The organism is Achromobacter sp. 1011791174, assembly GCF_059760925.1.
The window spans coordinates 1-19,538 of record NZ_JCBANH010000066.1; the positions used below are offsets into that span (position 1 = coordinate 1).

The 19,538-nt window shown below is 68.3% G+C and carries 16 protein-coding genes; 7 read left to right on the forward strand and 9 right to left on the reverse strand.

Annotation, left to right across the window (positions count from 1 at the left end; genetic code table 11):
* Positions 1–204 precede the first annotated feature (204 nt).
* The 3 genes from AC6LJ5_RS20590 to AC6LJ5_RS20600 all read left to right on the forward strand — a co-directional run bounded on the left by AC6LJ5_RS20590 (position 205) and on the right by AC6LJ5_RS20600 (position 3,192).
* Complete coding sequence (locus AC6LJ5_RS20590) at positions 205–1,158, forward strand: MBL fold metallo-hydrolase (protein WP_498141453.1); 954 nt, start codon at positions 205–207, stop codon at positions 1,156–1,158.
* Between the two features lie 138 nt (positions 1,159–1,296).
* Positions 1,297–2,976 (forward strand): FAD-dependent oxidoreductase, encoded by a 1,680-nt coding sequence (locus AC6LJ5_RS20595; RefSeq protein ID WP_498141454.1) that lies wholly within the window; start codon positions 1,297–1,299, stop codon positions 2,974–2,976.
* An 18-nt stretch (positions 2,977–2,994) separates the two neighbouring features.
* The gene (locus AC6LJ5_RS20600) at positions 2,995–3,192 is read left to right on the forward strand and encodes a DUF2783 domain-containing protein (RefSeq protein ID WP_103276192.1); all 198 of its coding nucleotides are present in this window, start codon (positions 2,995–2,997) and stop codon (positions 3,190–3,192) included.
* A 60-nt stretch (positions 3,193–3,252) separates the two neighbouring features.
* Here the strand turns inward: AC6LJ5_RS20600 and AC6LJ5_RS20605 are convergent, their stop codons facing one another.
* Positions 3,253–4,161 (reverse strand): LysR family transcriptional regulator, encoded by a 909-nt coding sequence (locus tag AC6LJ5_RS20605; RefSeq protein WP_392410055.1) that lies wholly within the window; start codon positions 4,159–4,161, stop codon positions 3,253–3,255.
* 145 nt (positions 4,162–4,306) lie between these two features.
* Between AC6LJ5_RS20605 and hmgA the strand changes: the two genes are divergently transcribed.
* Both hmgA and fahA read left to right on the forward strand, forming a co-directional pair.
* Positions 4,307–5,605, forward strand: coding sequence for a homogentisate 1,2-dioxygenase (hmgA, locus tag AC6LJ5_RS20610; protein WP_498141455.1), 1,299 nt, complete (start codon positions 4,307–4,309; stop codon positions 5,603–5,605).
* 117 nt (positions 5,606–5,722) lie between these two features.
* Positions 5,723–7,042, forward strand: a complete 1,320-nt coding sequence (gene fahA, locus AC6LJ5_RS20615) for a fumarylacetoacetase (RefSeq protein ID WP_103271083.1) — start codon at positions 5,723–5,725, stop codon at positions 7,040–7,042.
* 13 nt (positions 7,043–7,055) lie between these two features.
* Here fahA and yihG read toward each other — a convergent pair whose 3' ends face one another.
* The 8 genes from yihG to AC6LJ5_RS20655 form a co-directional block, all read right to left on the reverse strand.
* Complete coding sequence (yihG, locus tag AC6LJ5_RS20620; RefSeq protein ID WP_498141472.1) at positions 7,056–7,970, reverse strand: 1-acylglycerol-3-phosphate O-acyltransferase, YihG family; 915 nt, start codon at positions 7,968–7,970, stop codon at positions 7,056–7,058.
* Between the two features lie 191 nt (positions 7,971–8,161).
* Entirely contained in the window at positions 8,162–10,057 is a 1,896-nt protein-coding gene (locus AC6LJ5_RS20625; protein WP_103271084.1) for an LTA synthase family protein, read from the reverse strand.
* Positions 10,058–10,302: 245 nt separating this feature from the next.
* Entirely contained in the window at positions 10,303–11,031 is a 729-nt protein-coding gene (locus AC6LJ5_RS20630) for a FadR/GntR family transcriptional regulator (protein WP_498141456.1), read from the reverse strand.
* 90 nt (positions 11,032–11,121) lie between these two features.
* Complete coding sequence (locus AC6LJ5_RS20635) at positions 11,122–11,910, reverse strand: phosphatase PAP2 family protein (protein WP_498141457.1); 789 nt, start codon at positions 11,908–11,910, stop codon at positions 11,122–11,124.
* A gap of 80 nt (positions 11,911–11,990) precedes the next feature.
* Positions 11,991–13,316, reverse strand: coding sequence for a sensor histidine kinase (locus AC6LJ5_RS20640; RefSeq protein ID WP_498141458.1), 1,326 nt, complete (start codon positions 13,314–13,316; stop codon positions 11,991–11,993).
* A 61-nt stretch (positions 13,317–13,377) separates the two neighbouring features.
* Positions 13,378–14,091, reverse strand: coding sequence for a response regulator transcription factor (locus tag AC6LJ5_RS20645; protein ID WP_498141459.1), 714 nt, complete (start codon positions 14,089–14,091; stop codon positions 13,378–13,380).
* A gap of 68 nt (positions 14,092–14,159) precedes the next feature.
* Positions 14,160–15,575, reverse strand: a complete 1,416-nt coding sequence (locus AC6LJ5_RS20650) for an FAD-binding oxidoreductase (protein ID WP_498141473.1) — start codon at positions 15,573–15,575, stop codon at positions 14,160–14,162.
* A gap of 85 nt (positions 15,576–15,660) precedes the next feature.
* Positions 15,661–16,290: a BPTD_3102 family carboxylase-like protein gene (locus tag AC6LJ5_RS20655; RefSeq protein WP_103271089.1), complete on the reverse strand. Its 630-nt coding sequence runs from the start codon at positions 16,288–16,290 to the stop codon at positions 15,661–15,663.
* A 284-nt stretch (positions 16,291–16,574) separates the two neighbouring features.
* On the opposite strand from AC6LJ5_RS20655, the gene AC6LJ5_RS20660 reads away from it, so the two are divergent.
* Positions 16,575–17,966 (forward strand): phosphomannomutase/phosphoglucomutase, encoded by a 1,392-nt coding sequence (locus AC6LJ5_RS20660; protein ID WP_498141460.1) that lies wholly within the window; start codon positions 16,575–16,577, stop codon positions 17,964–17,966.
* Between the two features lie 11 nt (positions 17,967–17,977).
* Positions 17,978–19,537, forward strand: a complete 1,560-nt coding sequence (gene pgi, locus AC6LJ5_RS20665) for a glucose-6-phosphate isomerase (RefSeq protein ID WP_498141461.1) — start codon at positions 17,978–17,980, stop codon at positions 19,535–19,537.
* The last annotated feature ends 1 nt before the right edge of the window (position 19,538 follow it).

Sequence of the window (19,538 nt, forward strand, 5' to 3'; positions counted from 1 at the left end):
GCCGCGGACCGGCAAAGCCCGATACGCCCGGCCCCGGGTGGGGCGGCTTGGGGGTGGGACGCGGGCTCCACCCTCGCCCGCCATGTCTTGCGGTGCGATGGAGGTTTGTGAGAGTTTGTTTATAGCAAACGTATTGCACAAACACTAACGCCGGACTATAGTCCTTCCACACCCTATTCCTATAAAACCGTGGAAGGAGCCCCCATGAGCAAGCAATTCGCCTCGCACGCCGACCTGGAAGACAAGGTCGTTTCGTTCGAAAAACTGTCCGACAACGCCTATGCCTACACCGCCGAAGGCGATCCCAATACGGGCGTGATCATCGGCGACGAGGCCGTCATGGTGGTCGACACCCAGGCCACCCCGGTCATGGCCCAGGACGTGATCCGCCGCATCCGCGAAGTGACCGACAAGCCGATCAAGTACGTGCTGCTGTCGCACTACCACGCCGTGCGCGTGTTCGGCGCATCCGCCTACCAGGCCCAGGAAATCCTGGCCAGCCGCGACACCTATGACCTGATCGCCGAGCGCGGCGAGCAGGACAAGGCCAGCGAGATCGGCCGTTTCCCGCGCCTGTTCCGCAACGCCGAATCGATTCCGCCGGGCCTGGTCTGGCCGTCCATGACCTTCAAGGGCGAAATGACCGTCAACCTGGGCAACCTGGAAGTCCAGCTGCTGCAGGTCGGCCGTGGCCACACCAAGGGCGACACCATCGCCTGGCTACCCGAGCAGAAGATCCTGTTCGCTGGCGATCTGGTCGAATACCAGTCCACGCCCTACTGCGGCGACGCCTATTTCCGCGACTGGCCCTCGACGCTGGACGCGCTGTCCGGCTTCAACGCCGAGAAGATGGTGCCCGGCCGCGGCCCGGCCCTGAAGAACGCCGAGGAAGTCCGCAAGGGTCTGGCCGGCACCCGCGCCTTCCTGACCGACCTGTACGGCGCCGTGAACCGTGGCGTGGCCGAGGGCAAGGACCTGAGGACCATCTACCGCGAGGTCTACGACTTCATGAAGCCGCGCTACAGCGACTGGGTGATCTTCGACCACTGCATGCCGTTCGACGTGTCACGCGCCTATGACGAGGCCCAGGGCATCACGCATCCGCGCATCTGGACCGACAAGCGCGACCTGGAGATGTGGCAACAGCTGGAAGGCTGAGCCCGCGACCGCCCCGCCGGGGGGGCGCCCTCCCCGTCCGGCGCCGCCGGACCTTGCCCGCAAGACCGGCGGCCGCGCGCCCGACAAGAAGGCCCGCGCCGCCCGATGGAAAAACAAGACCCCACACAGGAGACAACCGTGGGAGACATCGACTACCAGGCGATGGAGTTCGCCTATGAGAAGCGCGCCGAGCAGGACGCCGGCGCGCCCGCCCGGCACCCCGTGGTGGTGGTGGGCGCCGGCCCGGTCGGCCTGACCACCGCGCTGGACCTGGCCCGCCGCGGCCTGCGCGTGGTGGTGCTGGACGACGATTACCGGCTGTCGACCGGCTCGCGCGCCATCTGCTTCTCCAAGCGCACGCTGGAAATCTGGGACCGCCTGGGCGTGGGCCAGCGCATGACCGACAAGGGCGTGTCCTGGAACGTCGGCAAGGTCTTCTTCCGCGAGCAGGAAGTCTGGCGCTTCGACCTGCTGCCCGAGCCCGGCCACCGCCGCCCCGCCTTCATCAACCTGCAGCAGTACTACGCCGAGGGCTTCCTGTACGAGCAGGCCCGCGCCGAGCCGAACATCGACCTGCGCTGGAAAAACAAGGTCGCCGGCCTGGAACAGGACGCCGACGGCGTGGCCGTCAGCATCGAGACGCCCGAAGGCCCCTACACGCTGCGCGCCGACTGGCTGATCGCCTGCGACGGCGCGCGCTCGCCGGTGCGCAAGCTGATCGGCCAGGAAAGCCACGGCCGCATCTTCCGCGACCGCTTCCTGATCGCCGACGTGAAGATGAAGGCCGATTTCCCGGCCGAGCGCTGGTTCTGGTTCGACCCGCCCTTCCACCCCAATCAGTCCGTGCTGCTGCACATGCAGCCGGACAACGTCTGGCGCATCGACTTCCAGCTGGGCTGGAACGCCGATCCCGTCGAAGCGGTCAAGCCCGAGAACGTGCTGCCGCGCATCCGCGCCCTGCTCGGGCCCGACACCCAGTTCGACCTGGAATGGGTGAGCGTCTACACCTTCGCCTGCGAGCGCATGGACGCGTTCCGCCATGGTCGCGTGGTCTTCGCCGGCGACTCGGCGCACCGCGTCTCGCCCTTCGGCGCGCGCGGCGCCAACAGCGGCGTGCAGGACGCCGAGAACCTGGCCTGGAAACTCAAGCTGGTGACCGACGGCCTGGCGCCCGAAACGCTGATCGACACCTACAGCGCCGAGCGCGAGCACGCCGCCGACGAGAACATCCTGAACTCGTCCCGAGCCACCGATTTCATCACGCCCAAGAGCGAGATCAGCCGCAGCTTCCGCAACGCGGTGCTGAACCTGGCCAAGACCTATCCCTTCGCGCGCTCGCTGGTCAACAGCGGCCGCCTGTCGCTGCCCGCGACCTACGCCGATTCGCCGCTGAACACGCCGGACACGGCGGCCTTCTCCGGCCGCATGCGGCCCGGCGCCGTGGCGCTGGACGCGCCGGTGCGCGCCGGCGGCGAGCCGGGCTGGTGGCTGTCGCAGCTGGACGGCGATTTCGTGCTGGCGCTGTTCTGCCCGGATCAATTGCCCGACGCCGCCACGCTGCGCGCGCTGGCCGCGCTGCGCCTGGCGCCGGTGCCGGTCAAGACCGTGCTGGTCGCCGGCCCGGACTGCGACGCCGCCGGCGCGCCGGCCGACATCACGGTGGTGAGCGACGCCGACGGCCTGCTGGCAGCCCGCTATGACGCGCGCCCCGGCACCGCCTACCTGATCCGTCCCGACCAGCACATCGCGGCACGCTGGCGCGCCTTCGACGGCGCCGCCGTCGCGGCCGCGCTGAATCGCGCCATCGGCCGCGTCTGAGCCACCGGAGCAATGCACATGCTGATTACCGACACCAACCTGGCCTCGCCCGATGATTTCTACGAGGCGCTGATCGACACGCACCGCGACCTGAGCCTGGAGCAAAGCCAGGAACTGAACGCGGCGCTGATCCTGCTGCTGGCCAACCACCTGGGCGACATGGACGTGCTGCGCGAGGCGCTGCGGCAGGCGCGCGCCTCCGTCATGCCCGCCTGAGCACCCCCGGGACCGTTGCCGCGCCACGCGGCGACGGTCCCGTTCCATTTCGCGCGCGGACTACCGTCCCACCGCGAACGCATCCACGATCAAGCCGCGCAGCCAGAGATTGCCGCCATCGCGGTCATAGCGGCGCTGCCAGTACATATTGGTCTGCAAGGCAGGCACCTTCAACGGCGGCGTCAGGAAGCGCAGGCCGAAGGGCGGCGCCGCGCTGGCGGCCAGTTTTTCGGGCACGGTGGCCAGCAGGTTCGTCGTGCTGACGATGTACGGCACCGCCGAAAAATGCGGCACGCTGAAATGCTCGGCCATGTCCAGGCCGGCGCGCTCCATCGACTGGTTCACCTGCCCATAGGGCGCGGCGCGCGACACGATCAGGTGGCGCTCGGCGCGGAACGCCTTCAGGCCCATGCCGGCGTGCGCCGTGGGATGGGCCTGGCGGAACAGCGTGGCATAGCCCTGCCGGAACAGCATGCGCTGCATCACGCCCGCCCCCATGTCGTCGAACGCGCCGATGGCCAGGTCCACGCGCCCGGCCTCCATCTCCCGCGCCAGCTCCGCGCCCTGCATGCGCACCGAATCGATGCGCGCCTGCGGCGCGACCTGGGCGCAGACCTCGATCAGGCGAGGCATGAAATGGATCTCGCCCACGTCCGTCATGGCCACGCGGAAGCGCCGCATGCTGGCGGCCGGATCGAAGGCGTCCTGATCCTGCAAGGCCCCGGCCAGCAGCGCCAGCGCCTCGCTCACCGGCCCTGCCAGGCGCTGCGCGCGCGGCGTGGGCTGCATGCCCTGGGCGGTGCGCACGAACAGCTCGTCGCCGAACGCCTGCCGCAGGCGGCGCAAGGCATTGCTGACGGCGGGCTGGGACAGGTCCAGCCGGCGCGCGACGGAAGAGATGTTGCGGTCCTCCAGCAGATGCTGGAACAGCAGCAGCAGATTCAGGTCCACGTCGCGCAAGCCGGCCATCATGCCCCCTACTATTCACAAAATTTATAGTCCCTATTTTTACATTCTCGTAGCCCAATGGGGAGATTTTTCCGAAAATGGCGTATCGATCACGATAGTCCGGACCGCGCGGCCATGCACCGCGCGCCGCCACCAGGAGGATTCCATGGAACTGCAATACCAGACCGGCTTTGGCAACGACTGCGCCACCGAGGCGCTGCCCGGCGCCCTGCCTCAAGGCCGCAACTCGCCGCAGCAGTGCCCCTACGGCCTGTACGCCGAACAGCTGTCCGGCACCGCCTTCACCGCGCCGCGCGCCGAGAACCGCCGTTCCTGGCTGTACCGGATCCGCCCCGGCGCGCAGCACAAGCCGTTTGAGCGCCATGACGGCGCCGCAGGCTGGCTGAGCACCTTCGGCGAAGGCCCCGTCACGCCCAACCAGCTGCGCTGGAGCCCGCTGCCGATCCCGACCGCGCCCACCGACTTCCTCGACGGCGTGAAGACCTTCGGCGGCAACGGCGGCCCCGACGAGCAAGGCGGCGTGGGCATCCACCTGTACGCGGCCAACCGAAGCATGAAGGGCCGCTATTTCTACAACGCCGACGGCGAGCTGATGCTGGTGCCGCAACAAGGCCGCCTGCGCCTTGCCACCGAGCTGGGCCTGATCGACCTGGAACCGCTGGAGATCGCGGTCATCCCGCGCGGCGTGCGCTTCCGCGTCGAGCTGCTCGACGACACTGCGCGCGGCTACATGCTGGAGAACTTCGGCGCGGCGCTGCGCCTGCCGGAACTGGGCCCGATCGGCTCGAACTGCCTGGCCAACTCGCGCGACTTCAAAACGCCCGTGGCCTGGTATGAAGACGTGGAAGGCGACTTCGAGCTGATCGCCAAGTTCACCGGCGGCTTCTGGCGCGCGTCCATCGGCCATTCGCCGCTGGACGTGGTGGCCTGGCACGGCACGCACGCGCCCTACAAGTACGACCTGCGCAACTTCAACACCATCGGCTCGATCAGCTACGACCATCCCGATCCGTCGATCTTCACGGTGCTGACCGCCCCGTCCGACACCCCGGGCACGGCCAACATGGACTTCGCCATCTTCCCGCCGCGCATCCTGGCGATGGAAAACACCTTCCGTCCGCCCTGGTTCCACCGCAACATCGCCAGCGAATTCATGGGCCTGATCCAGGGCGTGTACGATGCCAAGGCCGACGGCTTCGCGCCCGGCGGCGCCAGCCTGCACAACTGCATGAGCGGCCACGGCCCGGACGCCGAGACCTTTGAAAAAGCCTCGCACGCCGACACCAGCGTGGCGCATTACATCCGCGACACCATGGCCTTCATGTTCGAGACGCGCCGCGTGATCCGCCCGACCGCCCAGGCCCTGGCCTCGGTAGAATTGCAGGGCGACTACTACCGCTGCTGGCAGGGCATCAAGAAGCACTTCGATCCGAGCAAGGCGTAACGCGCAGGCACCGCCTCGCGCGCCCGCGGCGATGAGCGCAAGCTCATCGCCGTTTGGCTTTTGGATTTTCCACCGCCCGGCCCCACCCATAACCACATCGCAAGAGACATCCCGACCATGAGCACGACGATCAACGAAACCCACGACCCGTCCCTGAAGAGCTGGATCGCCAGCGCCAACAGCGCGACCACGGATTTCCCGGTGCAGAACCTGCCCTACGCGTCGTTCCGCCGCAAGGGCTCGCAGGAAGCCTTTCGCCCCGGCGTCGCGATCGGCGACCAGATCCTGGACCTGGCCGCGCTGGCCGCCCAAAAACCCTTCGAGGACAAGGCCGCCGAAGCGCTGGCCGCCTGCACGGGCGACAGCCTGAACGCGCTGATGGCGCTGGGCCAGCCGCACTGGAGCGCGCTGCGCCTGGCGCTGTCGCGCGCCCTGCGCGAAGGCGCCGCGCTGCGCGCGACCATCGAGCCGCTGCTGGTGGCCCAGGCCGACGCCGAGTACGCCACGCCCGCCCGCATCGGCGACTACACCGACTTCTATATCTCGCTGCACCACGCCACCGCCGTGGGCAAGCAGTTCCGTCCCGACAATCCCCTGCTGCCGAACTACAAGTGGGTGCCCATCGGCTATCACGGGCGCGCCTCCAGCATCGGCGTGGACCAGAAGTTCGCGCGCCCGGTCGGCCAGACCCGCCCGCTGAACGAAGGCGAGGCGCCGCAATTCGGCCCCTGCTCGCGCCTGGACTATGAACTGGAACTGGGCATCTTCGTCGGTACCGGCAACGCCCAGGGCGACCGCATCGCGCTGGCCGACGCCGAATCGCATGTGTTCGGCCTGTGCATCCTGAACGACTGGTCGGCGCGCGACATCCAGGCCTGGGAATACCAGCCGCTGGGCCCCTTCCTGGCCAAGAACTTCGCCTCGACGATCTCGCCGTGGATCGTGACCATGGAAGCGCTGGAGCCGTTCCGCACGCAGTGGAACCGCGCCGCGTCCGACCCGCAGCCCATGCCCTACCTGTCCTCGGACGCGAACCGCGCCAAGGGCGCCTTCGACGTGCGCATGCAGGTGCTGCTGACCACCGAGAAGTCGCGCGCCGAAAAGCAGGCGCCGGCGCCGCTGTCGGCCAGCAACTTCCGCGACGCCTACTGGAACGTGGCGCAGCTGATCACGCACCACACGGTCAACGGCTGCAACCTGCAACCGGGCGACATGCTGGGCACCGGCACGCTGTCCGGCCCGCTGCCCGCCGAGGCCGGCTCGCTGCTGGAGCTGACCCAGGGCGGCAAGACGCCGATCGAGCTGCCGTGGGGCGAGAAGCGCACCTTCCTGCAGGACGGCGACCAAATCCTCATGCGCGCCGAATGCGTGAAGGCAGGCTATCCGCGCATCGGCTTCGGCGAGAGCGCGGGCACGGTGCTGCCGGCGCGCGCGTAAGCGGCGCGGGCCATCAGGATCGAGGCGTGACGGCGTCCCGCGCCGTCAAGGCCTCGATTTCCTCGTCCTTGGCCTGCCACTGCTGGCCCAGCCAGTGGTGGAATTCCGCGCGGAAGGCCTTGTCGCGACTATAGTCGGCTTCGCAGAATGCCTGCGGCACGGGCAGCTGGCGCATGCGCACCCGCACCGCGCCCGCGCGGCCACAAGCCAGGTCCCAGAAGCTGGGCGCTCCATCCGGATAGGCGATGGTGACGTCGATCATCGAACGGAAGCGCGCGCCCATGGCGTTGAGCGCCACCGCCATCCCGCCTGCCTTGGGCTTGAGCAGATGGCGGTACGGCGCTCCCTGGGCATCGCGCTTGGCCTCTGAAAACCGGGTGCCTTCGGCGAAGATCATCACGCTGGTAGGCACCAGCGAGAACTTCTCGCACGCGCGCCGGGCGGCTTCCTGGTCCTGCCGTCCCAGGGCCGGATTGCGGCGCAGATCGGCCTTGCCGTGGCGCTTCATGAACGGGAAATCCAGCGCCCACCACGCCAGCCCTATCACCGGCACGTAGATGAGCTGCTGCTTGAGAAAAAACTTCAGCAGCGGAATGCGCCGGTTCAACGTGGCTTGCAGCACGAAGATGTCCACCCAGGACTGGTGATTGCAATTGACCAGATACCAGTCCGCGTAACGCAGGCCGGTATTGCCCTGCACGTCCCAGGGCGCGCGCTGGATGCGCTCGAACCAGCAGCTGTGGCAGCTGACCCAGGCCGTGGCGATGCCGTTGAGCAGCGGATCGATGCGCCGTCGGACCGCCGCGAAAGGCAGCAGCAGCTTCAGCAGGGCCAGGGGAAACAGCAGCAGGCACCAGAACAGCGTGCTGGCGACCAGCAACAGCGTGCTGATCGCGCCGGTCAGCCATGCCAGGCGGCCGCGCGGCACCGGCCAGGGGCGATGCCGCCGCGCGGCCGGCCGGGATGCGGATGCCTCGGAGGCTTCGGGCGCATCCGCGGCGCGGGCGGGCGCCGGATCGGGAAGAGGATCAGGAAAAGTCATGAGCGCCAGTGTGCGAGGGTGCGCCCGCGGCCGGCTTGCGCAGAATCAAGCCGGTCTCAGGCGCCATCGGGGGGAAATCAAGGCAGACGGTATTTTTCCTCGCGGTAGACCCAGCTGGCCCATAGCGCGTGCGCCAGCGCCTCCTTGGACAGCGCCTCGTCCACCGGCTCCACCGGTTCATAGGTCTCGTCCTGTCCGACCGGGGCGGCGCGATACCTGAATTCGCGCGGCGCCTTGGCCGGCTCCAGCACCAGCAGCTTGTCACCCTGCAAATAACCGAAGTTGTCGGCGTACTGCATCAGCGCGCGGTTCGGATCGCGCTGCGTCAGGTCGGCGCCCAGCATGGGATTGACGTTGTCCAGCCCGATCAGCGACAGCAGCGTGGGACCCATGTCGATCTGGCTGACCAGCCGCTCGTCCTGGCGCGGCGCGATGCCAGCGCCCAGGATCAGCGCGGGAATCTGGAAATGCCTCACCGGCACGGGAATGGAGCCGTAGACGCGCGAATCATGGTCGGCGATCACCAGGAACACGGTGTTGTTCCAGTACGGCGCCTGGCGCGCCTTATCGAAGAACTGCCCCAGCGCCCAGTCGGCGTAGCGCACGGTGTTGTCCACGCTGGCGGGATCGCCCACCGGCTGGATGCGACCGGCGGGGTATTCCCACGGCGAATGGTTGCTGACCGAGAAGGCCAGCGTGAACACCGGCTTGTCGCCGTCCGCGCGCAGCAGCCGATCGACCTGATTGAACATGTCCTCGTCGGACGCGCCCCAGGATCCCTCGAACACCGGATTCACGAACTTGGGACGGTCCACCACCTCGTTGAAACCATTGCCCAGGAAGAAGGCGCGCATATTGTCGAAGTGCGCCTCGCCGCCATACACGAAGCGCGACTGGTAGCCATGCTTGCCCAGCACCTGCGCCAGCGTGAAGAAGCCGGTCTGCGAGCGCGGCAGCTTCACCACCGCGTCGGCCACGCTGGGCAGAAAGCCCGCGGTCACGGCCTCGATGCCGCGCACCGAGCGCGTGCCGGTGGCGTAGGCCCGGTGGAACATCCAGCCTTCCTTGCCCAGCCGGTCGATGTTGGGCGTGAGGTCGCGCCCGCCCAGGCTGCCGACATACTGCGCGCCCAGGCTTTCCTGCAGGATGATGACCAGATTGAGCGGCTTGTCGCGGCGCACGCTGGCCTTCTGCTCGTGCAGGCTGGGATAGCGCGGATCCAGCGGCGGGCCTTCCATGCCGGCCTTGGCTCGCACGATGGCGTTCATCTCGTCCACCGCCATCTTCGGGTACATGGCCGCCGACGAACGCTCGTCGCGCATGCGGTACGCGGCGTCGAACACGCTGTACAGCGAATTGAGCGCCAGCGCGTTCATCAACGAATCCGAGCTGTAGGCCACCTTGGCCGGGTTGATGGGGCGATGCTCCAGCGTGCCGCGCGCGCCCAGCACCACCAGCGCCAGGATCAGCAGCGAGGCCAGCGGCCGCTTCCACCAGGACATGAACGGATCGCGCACCCGCGTCGGGAACAGCCTGACCGACAGCCAGGCCGCCACCAGCAACACGACCAGCGCGGCCAGCAGCACGCCCTTGTAGCCCTGCCACAGCATGGCCCCGACTTCCTTCGGGTTCAGCAAATAGATGAAGTACAGGCGGTTCGGGCGCGTGTCGTATTCGGCGATGAACTGCGGCGTGGAAACTTCCAGCAGCACGTACAGCATCCACCAGACGCGGAACCACCAGGCGGTCGCGCGCGCGGCCCAGGCGCGGTGGCCGAACCACGGCGAGAACACCGCGGGCAGCGCGATCACCATGGACAGCAGGCACACATCGATGCGCAGCCCGCCGACCAGCAGCGGGGCCAGGCCGCCGGCGGCCTGCACGCGGTCCCATTGCCAGAAAGCCAGGCCCAGGCGGCTGAGCGTCAGCAACGCCAGCACCGCCAGGATGAATCTCAGGGTCAGGCGGCGCATCAGGCGGCCCTCCGGGTCGCGATCGAGGTCCGAGCGGAACCGTCCGCGCCGCTGTATCTGATAGGCAAAGCCATGCCGTCCCGCCGTAGGGAAATGAAAACGGGCCAAGCGTAACGCAATCCGGCTTCAGCCGTTGGCGAGCGTCGCCACGGGCCTCACAGCCCTGGCCGTGGCCCCTGAGTTGTACGACATCGTATTGGCTCTAATGACCCACCGCAAGATCGGGATGGCGCTCTTTCGACGTTCTATTGCGCGCGGCGCAGGCGCTCGCGGCTGTTGCCGAGGTGCGTGCGCATGGCGGCCCGGGCGGCTTCGGCGTCCTGGCGCAGGATCGCGCCGTAGATATCCTCGTGTTCCCGCTGCACGCGCGCCAGGTAGACGGCCCGACCTTCCTGGGCGAAACGGGCGGCATTGATGCGGGTGCGCGGAATGATGGCCGAGCCCAGGTGAGACATGAGATCGGCGAAATAGCGATTCTCGGTGGCCTGGGCGATCAGCAGGTGAAACTGAAAATCGGGCGTGATGGTGTCGCCGTCGCCGTCCAGCGCCTGCAGGAAGGCATCCAGCGCCTGCCGCATGGCGTCGAGCTGCGCCGGGCTGCGCCGCGCCGCGGCCAGGCCGGCGGCCTCGCTTTCCAGGCAGATGCGCAGTTCCAGCAGCACCATCACATCGCGCGACGTGGCGATGTCGGCCGGATCGATGCGGAAATCATCGCCGCCGCTCGGCTCCAGCGCATAGGTGCCCACGCCGTGACGGGTTTCGACCAGGCCCGAGGCCTGCAAGCGCGACAGCGCTTCACGCACCACCGTGCGGCTGACGCCGAATTGCCGCATCAGCTCGGATTCGGTGGGCAGTTTCTCGCCGGGCCGGATCTGGCCGCCGCGAATGCGTTCGGAAAAGCTCTCGACCAGGCCCTGGGCCAGATTGCGTGGCCGACGCGGCAGCGGGGCGGGGATATCGGCGGGTGCATTCATCCGGAGGAGTCTGCCTGCGGTGGCTCGCGATGAGAAGTCCCGGCGATTATACGGTGCCGGAAATCATGCGATGACGATCAGGCCGACCGCCTAGGTGCCCGCTTTTTCGCGCCGGTCGGCCACCATGCCGGCATACCGCCGGCCCTGCCCCGAGGCCCCCACCAGACGGCCGCGCCCGGCGATCAGCGGATAGAACACCACCGCCCCCAGGAACCACAGCAGGGCCGCCGACCACACGGTCTGGCTCAGGAAGTGCGCGCCTTGCAGTACGCGGACTGCGGAAAACCCCAGGCCCGCGCCCAACCCCAGGGCCAGCCCGCCCCAACGCCAGGCCGGCCGCCCCAGCGCCCAGCCGGCGAAATACAGGCTCAGCATGGCATAGCCCGCGCCGGCGTGCCCGCTGGGCAATGCACCGCCCGCCCGGGCTCGCACCCAGGTCCACCAATGCAGCGGATACGGCGTATAGCCGCCCAGCGTCTCCAGGTCGTAGGGGCGCGGCAGTGTCGTGTAGTGCTTGAGCTGGCTCACCGCCAGCTGGCCCAGCAGGCAGGTCGCCGCCACGGCCAGGGCGACCCCGCGCGCCGGCTTCCAGGCCGGCACCCTGGAGGCGACCAGCGCCACGCCCACCGCGCCCAGGCCCACGCCGATGGGCAGGGCCAGCACCATACGGTGGCCGATAAGCTCCAGCCAGCGCGAGGTATGCAGGGGGAAATCGTCGATCGCCGGGTCGAACAGGGTACGGGCGATCGTCATGTCCAGCCCGGACGCATTGATCCACCACGCCAGGCAGGCCAGCAGCGCCGGCACGCCCAGCACATGCGTCAGCAGATAGGCCGTCCTGGACGGCCCGCGCGGCTCGGGCGTGGGAAGAGTGGGCATGACAGAATTGCGGCAAGGCGCAAGATGGACTCAACGGCGCAGTGTAGACAGGCCACAGTCGAAGAATCGTGAAATCCGCGTCACACCCGTGCCGATTCGTCCTTGAAGCGGAGCAAGAAGCAGGTGCCACGAGCCGGCCCCGTCCTGGACGACTCCACCGTCAGCGTCCAGCCCTGCATGTCGCAGACGCGCTTGGCGATCGCCAGGCCCAGTCCATGGGCGGTTTCGTCCCGTCCCAGGCCGCCGGCGTCCCGCAGCCGACCACTGAAATAGCGGCGGAAGAGGAAAGGCAGGTCGGCCTCGTCTATGCCCTTGCCGTCGTCGCGCAGCGCCAGCGCGCCATCCCCGGTCAGACTGGCCATCAGCGTGGCCGGCGCGGCATGCTCGATGGCATTGCGCACCAGATTGCGCAGCACGGTCAGCAAGGCATAGCGATCCAGGATCAATACATGCCCTTCGGGGATCCGGTTGTCCAGCCACAGGTCCGCCAGGTCGGCCTGCGCCTCATGGCCGCGCCAGGCATCGGCCATGCACTGCGCCAGATCCACGGGTTCGGGCGGCCGAAGCTGATCGCGCGCCATGGCGCGGGCGCTTTCCAGACAGACGACCACGTCGTCGACGTTGTCCACGATGCGCGCCAGGCGCTGCCGCTGGTCGGGCGTCAGGACCTGCGTCAGCAGCATCAGCTCGCTGTCGGAACGAATGGCGGCCAGGGGCGTGCGGACCTCGTGGCTCAGGTTGCCGGCGAACTCGCGCTCGCGCGCGATCGACCTGTCCACCTGGTTCTGCATGCGGTTGAACGCTTCGATCAGCCTGCCCGCCTCGTCGTCACGCGTCACGGCCAGGTCCGGAGATCCGGGCGCCCAGGTCGACAGCCGGTCGGTCAGGTCGAGCAGCGGCCCGGCCGCGACGGCGGCCACCCGCCTTGACAGCGCATAGGCGCCGACCACGCAGATCGCCCCCACGCCCAGCACGATCAGGCCGAAATCATGCACCCGCTCCTCGTTTTCGGTCGCATCGTAGAGCAGGTAGACCTTGCCGCCGCCGGTGTCTGCCACCATCACATGCCAGGTATAGGGCCCTGGCTCGATCAGGTGCATGCCATTTTCCAGGCCCAGGAGTTCCTTGGGAATGCCGGCCGGCGGCTGGCCGTCCGATTGAAGCCAGGCGCGCATGGAGCCGCCCAGCACGCGCGGTCCGCGCCGAGGCAGGAATTCGTCGCTGACGCGCGCATGCTGCACCAGCCGGTCCATCTCGGTATTGAGAATGTCGTTGACCAGATCGTCTTCCATCTGGTCGAACGTCAGGTAGGCCAGCAAGGCCAGGGCCGTCACGAACAGCGCGACCGTCCCGGTCAAGGCCCACACCACTCGCTGGGTCAGCGTGCCGCTGCCGCCCCTGCTCATCGCCGATCCTCCGGCAACGGCTGCCCGGCGATCGGCGCCCGGCCTACGCCGCCAGCGGCGTTCACGCGTCTTCTCCCGGCAGAACCAGGCGCCAGCCCGTTCCGTGCATGGTCTGGATGCCGTCGAAGCCCGCATCCGCCAGCGCGCGGCGCAGCAGATGCACCTGGCTGCGCAGGGCATCCGAGGACGGCGGTTCGCCGCCCCACAGCGCGGATTCCAGTTCCTCGCGCGAGACCACCCGGCCCGGATCGCGCAACAACACTTCCATGATGACGGCCGCCTTGCGGGTCAGGTGCACCGGCACGCCGCCAACGGACAACTCGCGACTGCGCGTGTCGTACCGCAAGGTCCCGAACTCCCGCAGCGTGTTCACGGTGTTGCCCCGGGCGCGCTGGATCAGCGCCAGCAGGCGCGCCTCGACCTCGAGGAGCGCGAAGGGCTTGGTCAGGTAGTCGTCGGCGCCATGCGAAAAACCGGCCAGCTTATCCTCCAGGCTGTCGCGCGCCGTCAGCACCAGCACCGGCACGGCCTGGCGCAGTTCGGTCCGCAGGGTGTGCAGCACCGCGTTGCCGTCCATGCCGGGCAGGCCGATATCCAGGATGACCGCGTCGAAACGCTGCTCGCCCAGGCGCTTGAGCGCGGCCGGCCCGCTGTAGGCGGCATCGGGCAGAAAGCCGCGCGCCTCCAGAAAGGTGTACAGGTTGCCTGCGATGATGCTGTCGTCCTCGACGATCAGCACCCGATGGTTCGCCCCCGCTGCGGGACCTGCCGCCATGCTGTCCTCCTGGTCAATTCCGCCGGAACATCCGGCCTTGGAGTTTGAGTTTTCCCGACCGCCCGGCCCTAGTCCTGCAGGACCTTACCCGGGTTCATCAGGCCTTGCGGATCCAGGGCGCGCTTGATGCGGCGCATCAGCCCGAGTTCGATCGCGCTCTTGTAGCGCGGCAGTTCGTCGCGCTTGAGCTGTCCCACCCCATGCTCGGCGCTGATGGAGCCCGCATGCGCGTGGACGCTGTCATGCACCACGCCATAGATCTCGCCCTGCAGCGCCAGCAGCTCGGCCTCGGTCTGCCCGGCCGCATTGGCCACGTTGTAATGCAGATTGCCGTCGCCCAGATGGCCGAAGATCACGTGCCTCACGCCGGGAAAGCGCGCCTGCAGCAGCGCGTTGGTCTTGTCCACAAAGCCGGCGATGGCGGAAATCGGGATCGAGACATCGTGCTTGACGGATTTGCCCAGCTCGGCCTCGGCCAGCGGGATGCTCTCGCGCAGATGCCAGAGCGCCTTGCTCTGGGCCACGTTGGCGGCGATGGCCGCGTCGCTGACCAGTCCATCCTCGATGGCCGCTCCCAGCACCGCCTCGAAACGCTCGCGTGCATGCTGCTCGCTTTCGCTATCGGACAGCTCCAGCAGCGCGAACCAGGGCGCGGCGGCGGAATCCCCTTCGAAAGGCAGGCGCTGCTGCGGAAACAATCGCACCACGGCCTGCAGGCAGGCGCCGCTCATCAGCTCGAAGCCGGTCAGCGATGCGCCGAAGCCGGCGCGGGCGCGCGACAGCAGCTCCACCGCGTCATCGATGCCGCTCAGCGTGAGCAGCGCCGTGCAGGATGCCACCGGGCGCGGATACAGCTTCAGCGTTGCGGCGGTGATGATGCCCAATGTGCCTTCGCTGCCGATATACAGATCGCGCAGGTCGTAGCCGGTATTGTCCTTGCGCAGGCCGCGCAGGCCGTTCCAGACCTCGCCGTCGGCAGTAACGACCTCCAGCCCCAGCGCAAGATCCCGCGTATTGCCATAGCGCAGCACCTGCGTGCCGCCGGCGTTCGTGGCCAGGTTGCCGCCGATGGTGCAGCTGCCCTCGGCCGCGAGACTGAGCGGAAACAGCCGGCCCGCCACCGCCGCCGCTTCCTGGACGGCCTGCAGCACGCAACCGGCCTCGACGGTGATGGTGTCGTTGTCGGTATCCAGCGCCCGCACGCGGTTCAGCCTGGCGGTGGACAGCACGACCGCCGATCCCGATGCGTCAGGCGTGGCGCCGCCGCACAGGCCGGTGTTGCCGCCCTGGGGCACCACCGGAACGCCGTGACGCAGGCACAGCCGGACCACGCCAGCCACTTCATCCGTGCTGCCGGGGCGTACCGCCGCCAGCGCCGCGCCGCGATAGCGGCGGCGCCAGTCCTGCACATAGCCGTCGGCATCGGCGCCGGTCAGCACGTGGGAGGGTCCAAGCAGGGACTGCAGTTCGCTGAGCAGGGTCATGGGGCGCCGCGCAAGGTCGAGCGCCTGGCACGGGTCCAGACGCGGTTCGGAAGACATGCGGATATTGTAGGGGCGCGCCCGACGTCTAGCCTACCGCCTGATCCAGCCGCGTGCCGGTCAGACCCGAGCAGAAGGCCCGCGAAGCGATGAGATTCATCAGGAACCCCCTGTCCACCGCGACCGGGCCGGGCATTTCCGACAAGGCCCGATAGGCGCGCCGCAGGGCGTCTCCGCGCGTCACCCCACACACCAGCAGGCGTGTGCACGGCGCATGGCGGTCCCCGCCACCGTCGATGCGCAGTTCGAGCGCATGCGCGGCGACAGGTTCGCAATCGGCCACCGCCGCGCCCGACAGGGGCGTGGCCTGGGCGCACAGCACCCGGAACACGCCGCTGCGGTCATCCAGCGAAAACGCCACGGTGCCCATGCCCTGCCAGCCACGGTCGCGCGCCACGCTGGCGGCCACCGCCCGCAGCGCGCTTTCCATCGACGCGGGCAGGTGCGGCGCCGGACATTCGGCGATCAGCACGCGCGCCTCGCGCCAGACGCTGCGCTCCCAGGCACGGCCCGTCAGGGGGTCGCCGCCCGGCGGCACCACGACATGGATGTCCAGCCGGCGCTCGCGTCCGGCCGCGGGTCCGGCGTGGTCCGTGGGCGGTCCGCGCCGGTTTCTGGCGCCGCCCGAAGATATGACTGTGGAAACTTTTGCAGCCATAGGCCCCTCCCGGTCTTTCTGCTTGCATGGCAAGCGTATCACCTTCGGATGACGGGCATCGGCGACGGCGCCCGCGGCGCAGTCCGACGGCGCTGTCGGCCGAAGGAGGAAAAAGGACTGATTCCAACACTCTTGCGTCGATCTCCAGGCCCCGGCCTGCTGTGAACGCAGCGGGCATGCCCCCCCAGAATTGCGCGATAATCCCTTTTTTACACACCATATTGATTTTGCGGCACCGAAGCCAGGGATTTCCCCTAGGCCTTCCCGCCGCCAAAGGATCCCGCATGGGCGCCACCACGCCATTCCCCGCTTCGGTATTCAAGGCCTACGACATCCGCGGCACCGTGCCCGATCTGATCGACGCCGGCTTCGCCCGCGCGCTGGGCGCGGCGCTGGCGATACGCGCCCGCGAGGCCGGCATCCAGACGCTGGTCGTGGGTCGCGACGGCCGGCTCAGCAGCGAAATGCTGTCGACGGCGCTGCAGGAAGGCATGCTGGAACAAGGCATCGATACGCTCGATATCGGCCAGGTGCCCACGCCGCTGGTGTATTTCGCCGCGCACACCATGCAGACCGGTTCGGGCGTGGCCATCACCGGCAGCCACAACCCGCCCAAGTACAACGGCTTCAAGATGATGATGGGCGGCCGCGCCCTGTATGGCGAGGACGTGCAGGAACTCGCGCGCGTCATGAACGGCGGCGCGGCGCCCGTCGCCGCGCATCCTGGCACGCGCCGGCAACTGGACCTGGTGCAGGCCTATGTCGCACGCGTGGCCAGCGGCGTGAAACTCGCCCGCCCCATGAAGATCGCCATCGACTGCGGCAATGGCGTGGCTGGCGCCGTGGCGCCGCAGCTGTTCCGCGCGCTCGGCTGCGACGTGACCGAGCTGTTCTGCGATGTGGACGGCACCTTTCCCAATCACCATCCCGATCCCGCCGAACCCAAGAACCTGCGCGACCTGATCGACTGCGTGGCCAATACCGACTGTGAACTGGGCCTGGCCTTCGACGGCGACGGCGACCGGCTGGGCGTGGTCACGAAGTCCGGCCAGATCATCTGGCCCGACCGCCAGCTGGTGCTGTTCGCGCGCGACGTGCTGGACCGCAACCCCGGCGCCACCATCATCTACGACGTGAAATGCAGCCGGCATGTGGGCCTGTCGGTACAGGCCGCCGGCGGCCAGCCGATGATGTGGAAGACCGGCCATTCCCTGGTCAAGGCCAAGCTCGCGGAAACCGGCGCGCCGCTGGCCGGCGAGATGAGCGGCCACATCTTCTTCAAGGAACGCTGGTACGGCTTCGACGACGGCCTGTACACCGGCGCGCGCCTGCTGGAAATCGTGTCGCGCCACGCCGACGCCTGCGCGCCGCTCGAAGCCCTGCCGCAAGATGTGTCCACCCCGGAACTGAAGCTGGAGATGGAGGAAGGCCAGCCGTTCACGCTGGTGCGCGCACTGCAGGACCACGGCCAGTTCCCTGGCGCAAGCCGGGTCGTCACCATCGACGGCGTGCGCGCCGAGTATCCGGACGGTTTCGGGCTGGCGCGCCCGTCGAATACCACGCCAGTGGTGGTGCTGCGTTTCGAGGCGCAGAGCGCCGAGGCGCTGGCCCGCATCCAAGCCGATTTCCGACGCGAACTGGCCAAACTGGCGCCAGAAGCCGTCCTGCCATTCTAGAATCAAGCCCCATGTCACTGCCCGACAGCCCCGCCTGGAAGACCTTCGCCGCAGCCGCCCGCAGCGCCTCGCGCAGCGGAGAGCGACTGCGAGTCATCGATGCTCCCGGATTGCGACTGGACCTCAGCGCCCAGGCCCAATCATCCGAACTGGCGCAAGCGGCCGACGCCCTGCTGCGGCAGCAGGACTTCGAGGAGGCGCGCGCGCGGCTGTTCGACGGGGGCAACGCCAACTGGACAGAACGACGCCCCGCCTGGCACACGGCGCTGCGCGCCGGCGTTCCGCCCGCGATGGTCGCGCACGCCGTGCAGTCCGAACGAGATCGCGTGCGCCAGTTCGTGCGCGACGCCGACGCCGCTGGCCGCTATTCCAGCGTGCTGCACCTGGGCATCGGCGGCAGCGATTGGGGCCCAAGGCTGATCACACGCGCGCTGCGTCACGGAGGCGCTCGGCGCGAGGTGCGCTTCGCCTCGAACGTGGACTCACACTCCGTCGCCGACGCCATGAGCCGGCTGGATCCGCACGACACGCTGGTGATCGTCGCCTCCAAGTCCTTCACCACCACCGAACCGCTGGCGAATGCCGAAGTCGCCATGAACTGGCTGCGGGACGCGGGCGTGGCCGACCCGATCAAGCAGGTCGTGGCCATCACCGCCAACGTCGAGGCGGCGTTGAACCTGGGCATTTCTCCCGACCATATCTTCCAGATCTGGGACTGGGTGGGCGGCCGCTATTCACTGTGGTCGGCCATCGGCCTGCCCGTGGCGCTGGCGCTGGGCAATGACACCTTCGACCAGCTGCTGGCAGGCGCGGCGGCCATGGACGAACATTTCCGCAACGCGCCCGCCACCGAGAACGCGCCACTGCAGCTGGCGCTCGCCGGCGTGGTGAACCGCAACGTGCTGGGTTATGACTCGCTGGTCATCTCTCCCTACGACTCGCGCCTGCACCATCTGGTGCCCTGGGCGCAGCAGCTGGAAATGGAATCGCTGGGCAAGGTCGCCACGGCCGACGGCAGTCCCGTCGGCATGCCGACCGGGCCTGCTGTCTGGGGCATGCCGGGCACGGACTGCCAGCATACATTCTTTCAATGGCTGCACCAGGACGCCGCCGGCGCGCCGGTGGATTTCATCCTGTGCGAGCAGCCAGATCACGCCTATGCGCGCAATCACGAACTGCTGATCGCCAACTGCCTGGCGCAGCGTTCGGCGCTGCTGCGCGGCAAGACCTTCGAGGAAGCGCTGGCCGAGACCTCGGCCAAGGAAAGCGACCCCGACCGCGCCCGCATCCTGGCGATGCACCTGGTGCATCCCGGCGGCCGGCCGTCCTCGCTGATCGTGTTGCCGCGCCTGGAAGCCTATACGCTGGGCGCGCTGCTGGCGCTCTACGAGCACAAGGTGTTCTCGCAGGGCGTGATCTGGGGCATCAATCCCTTCGACCAATGGGGCGTGGAATTCGGCAAGGCGCTGGCTCGCGGCATCATCCGCGAACTGGACGCGCCGTCGCCCCAGGCCGAGCAGCAGGATCCCTCCACCCGCTACTGGATCGACGCGATCGCGCGGCACTCCTGAC

Excerpts from the sequence above, each read along its gene's own strand:
- AC6LJ5_RS20590 (WP_498141453.1), top strand. The coding sequence starts at position 205 with ATGAGCAAGCAATTCGCCTCGCACGCCGACCTGGAAGACAAGGTCGTT.
- AC6LJ5_RS20600 (WP_103276192.1), top strand. The coding sequence starts at position 2,995 with ATGCTGATTACCGACACCAACCTGGCCTCGCCCGATGATTTCTACGAG.
- AC6LJ5_RS20605 (WP_392410055.1), bottom strand. The coding sequence starts at position 4,161 with ATGGCCGGCTTGCGCGACGTGGACCTGAATCTGCTGCTGCTGTTCCAG.
- hmgA (WP_498141455.1), top strand. The coding sequence starts at position 4,307 with ATGGAACTGCAATACCAGACCGGCTTTGGCAACGACTGCGCCACCGAG.
- fahA (WP_103271083.1), top strand. The coding sequence starts at position 5,723 with ATGAGCACGACGATCAACGAAACCCACGACCCGTCCCTGAAGAGCTGG.
- AC6LJ5_RS20625 (WP_103271084.1), bottom strand. The coding sequence starts at position 10,057 with ATGCGCCGCCTGACCCTGAGATTCATCCTGGCGGTGCTGGCGTTGCTG.
- AC6LJ5_RS20630 (WP_498141456.1), bottom strand. The coding sequence starts at position 11,031 with ATGAATGCACCCGCCGATATCCCCGCCCCGCTGCCGCGTCGGCCACGC.
- AC6LJ5_RS20635 (WP_498141457.1), bottom strand. The coding sequence starts at position 11,910 with ATGCCCACTCTTCCCACGCCCGAGCCGCGCGGGCCGTCCAGGACGGCC.
- AC6LJ5_RS20640 (WP_498141458.1), bottom strand. The coding sequence starts at position 13,316 with ATGAGCAGGGGCGGCAGCGGCACGCTGACCCAGCGAGTGGTGTGGGCC.
- AC6LJ5_RS20645 (WP_498141459.1), bottom strand. The coding sequence starts at position 14,091 with ATGGCGGCAGGTCCCGCAGCGGGGGCGAACCATCGGGTGCTGATCGTC.
- AC6LJ5_RS20650 (WP_498141473.1), bottom strand. The coding sequence starts at position 15,575 with ATGACCCTGCTCAGCGAACTGCAGTCCCTGCTTGGACCCTCCCACGTG.
- AC6LJ5_RS20655 (WP_103271089.1), bottom strand. The coding sequence starts at position 16,290 with ATGGCTGCAAAAGTTTCCACAGTCATATCTTCGGGCGGCGCCAGAAAC.
- AC6LJ5_RS20660 (WP_498141460.1), top strand. The coding sequence starts at position 16,575 with ATGGGCGCCACCACGCCATTCCCCGCTTCGGTATTCAAGGCCTACGAC.
- pgi (WP_498141461.1), top strand. The coding sequence starts at position 17,978 with ATGTCACTGCCCGACAGCCCCGCCTGGAAGACCTTCGCCGCAGCCGCC.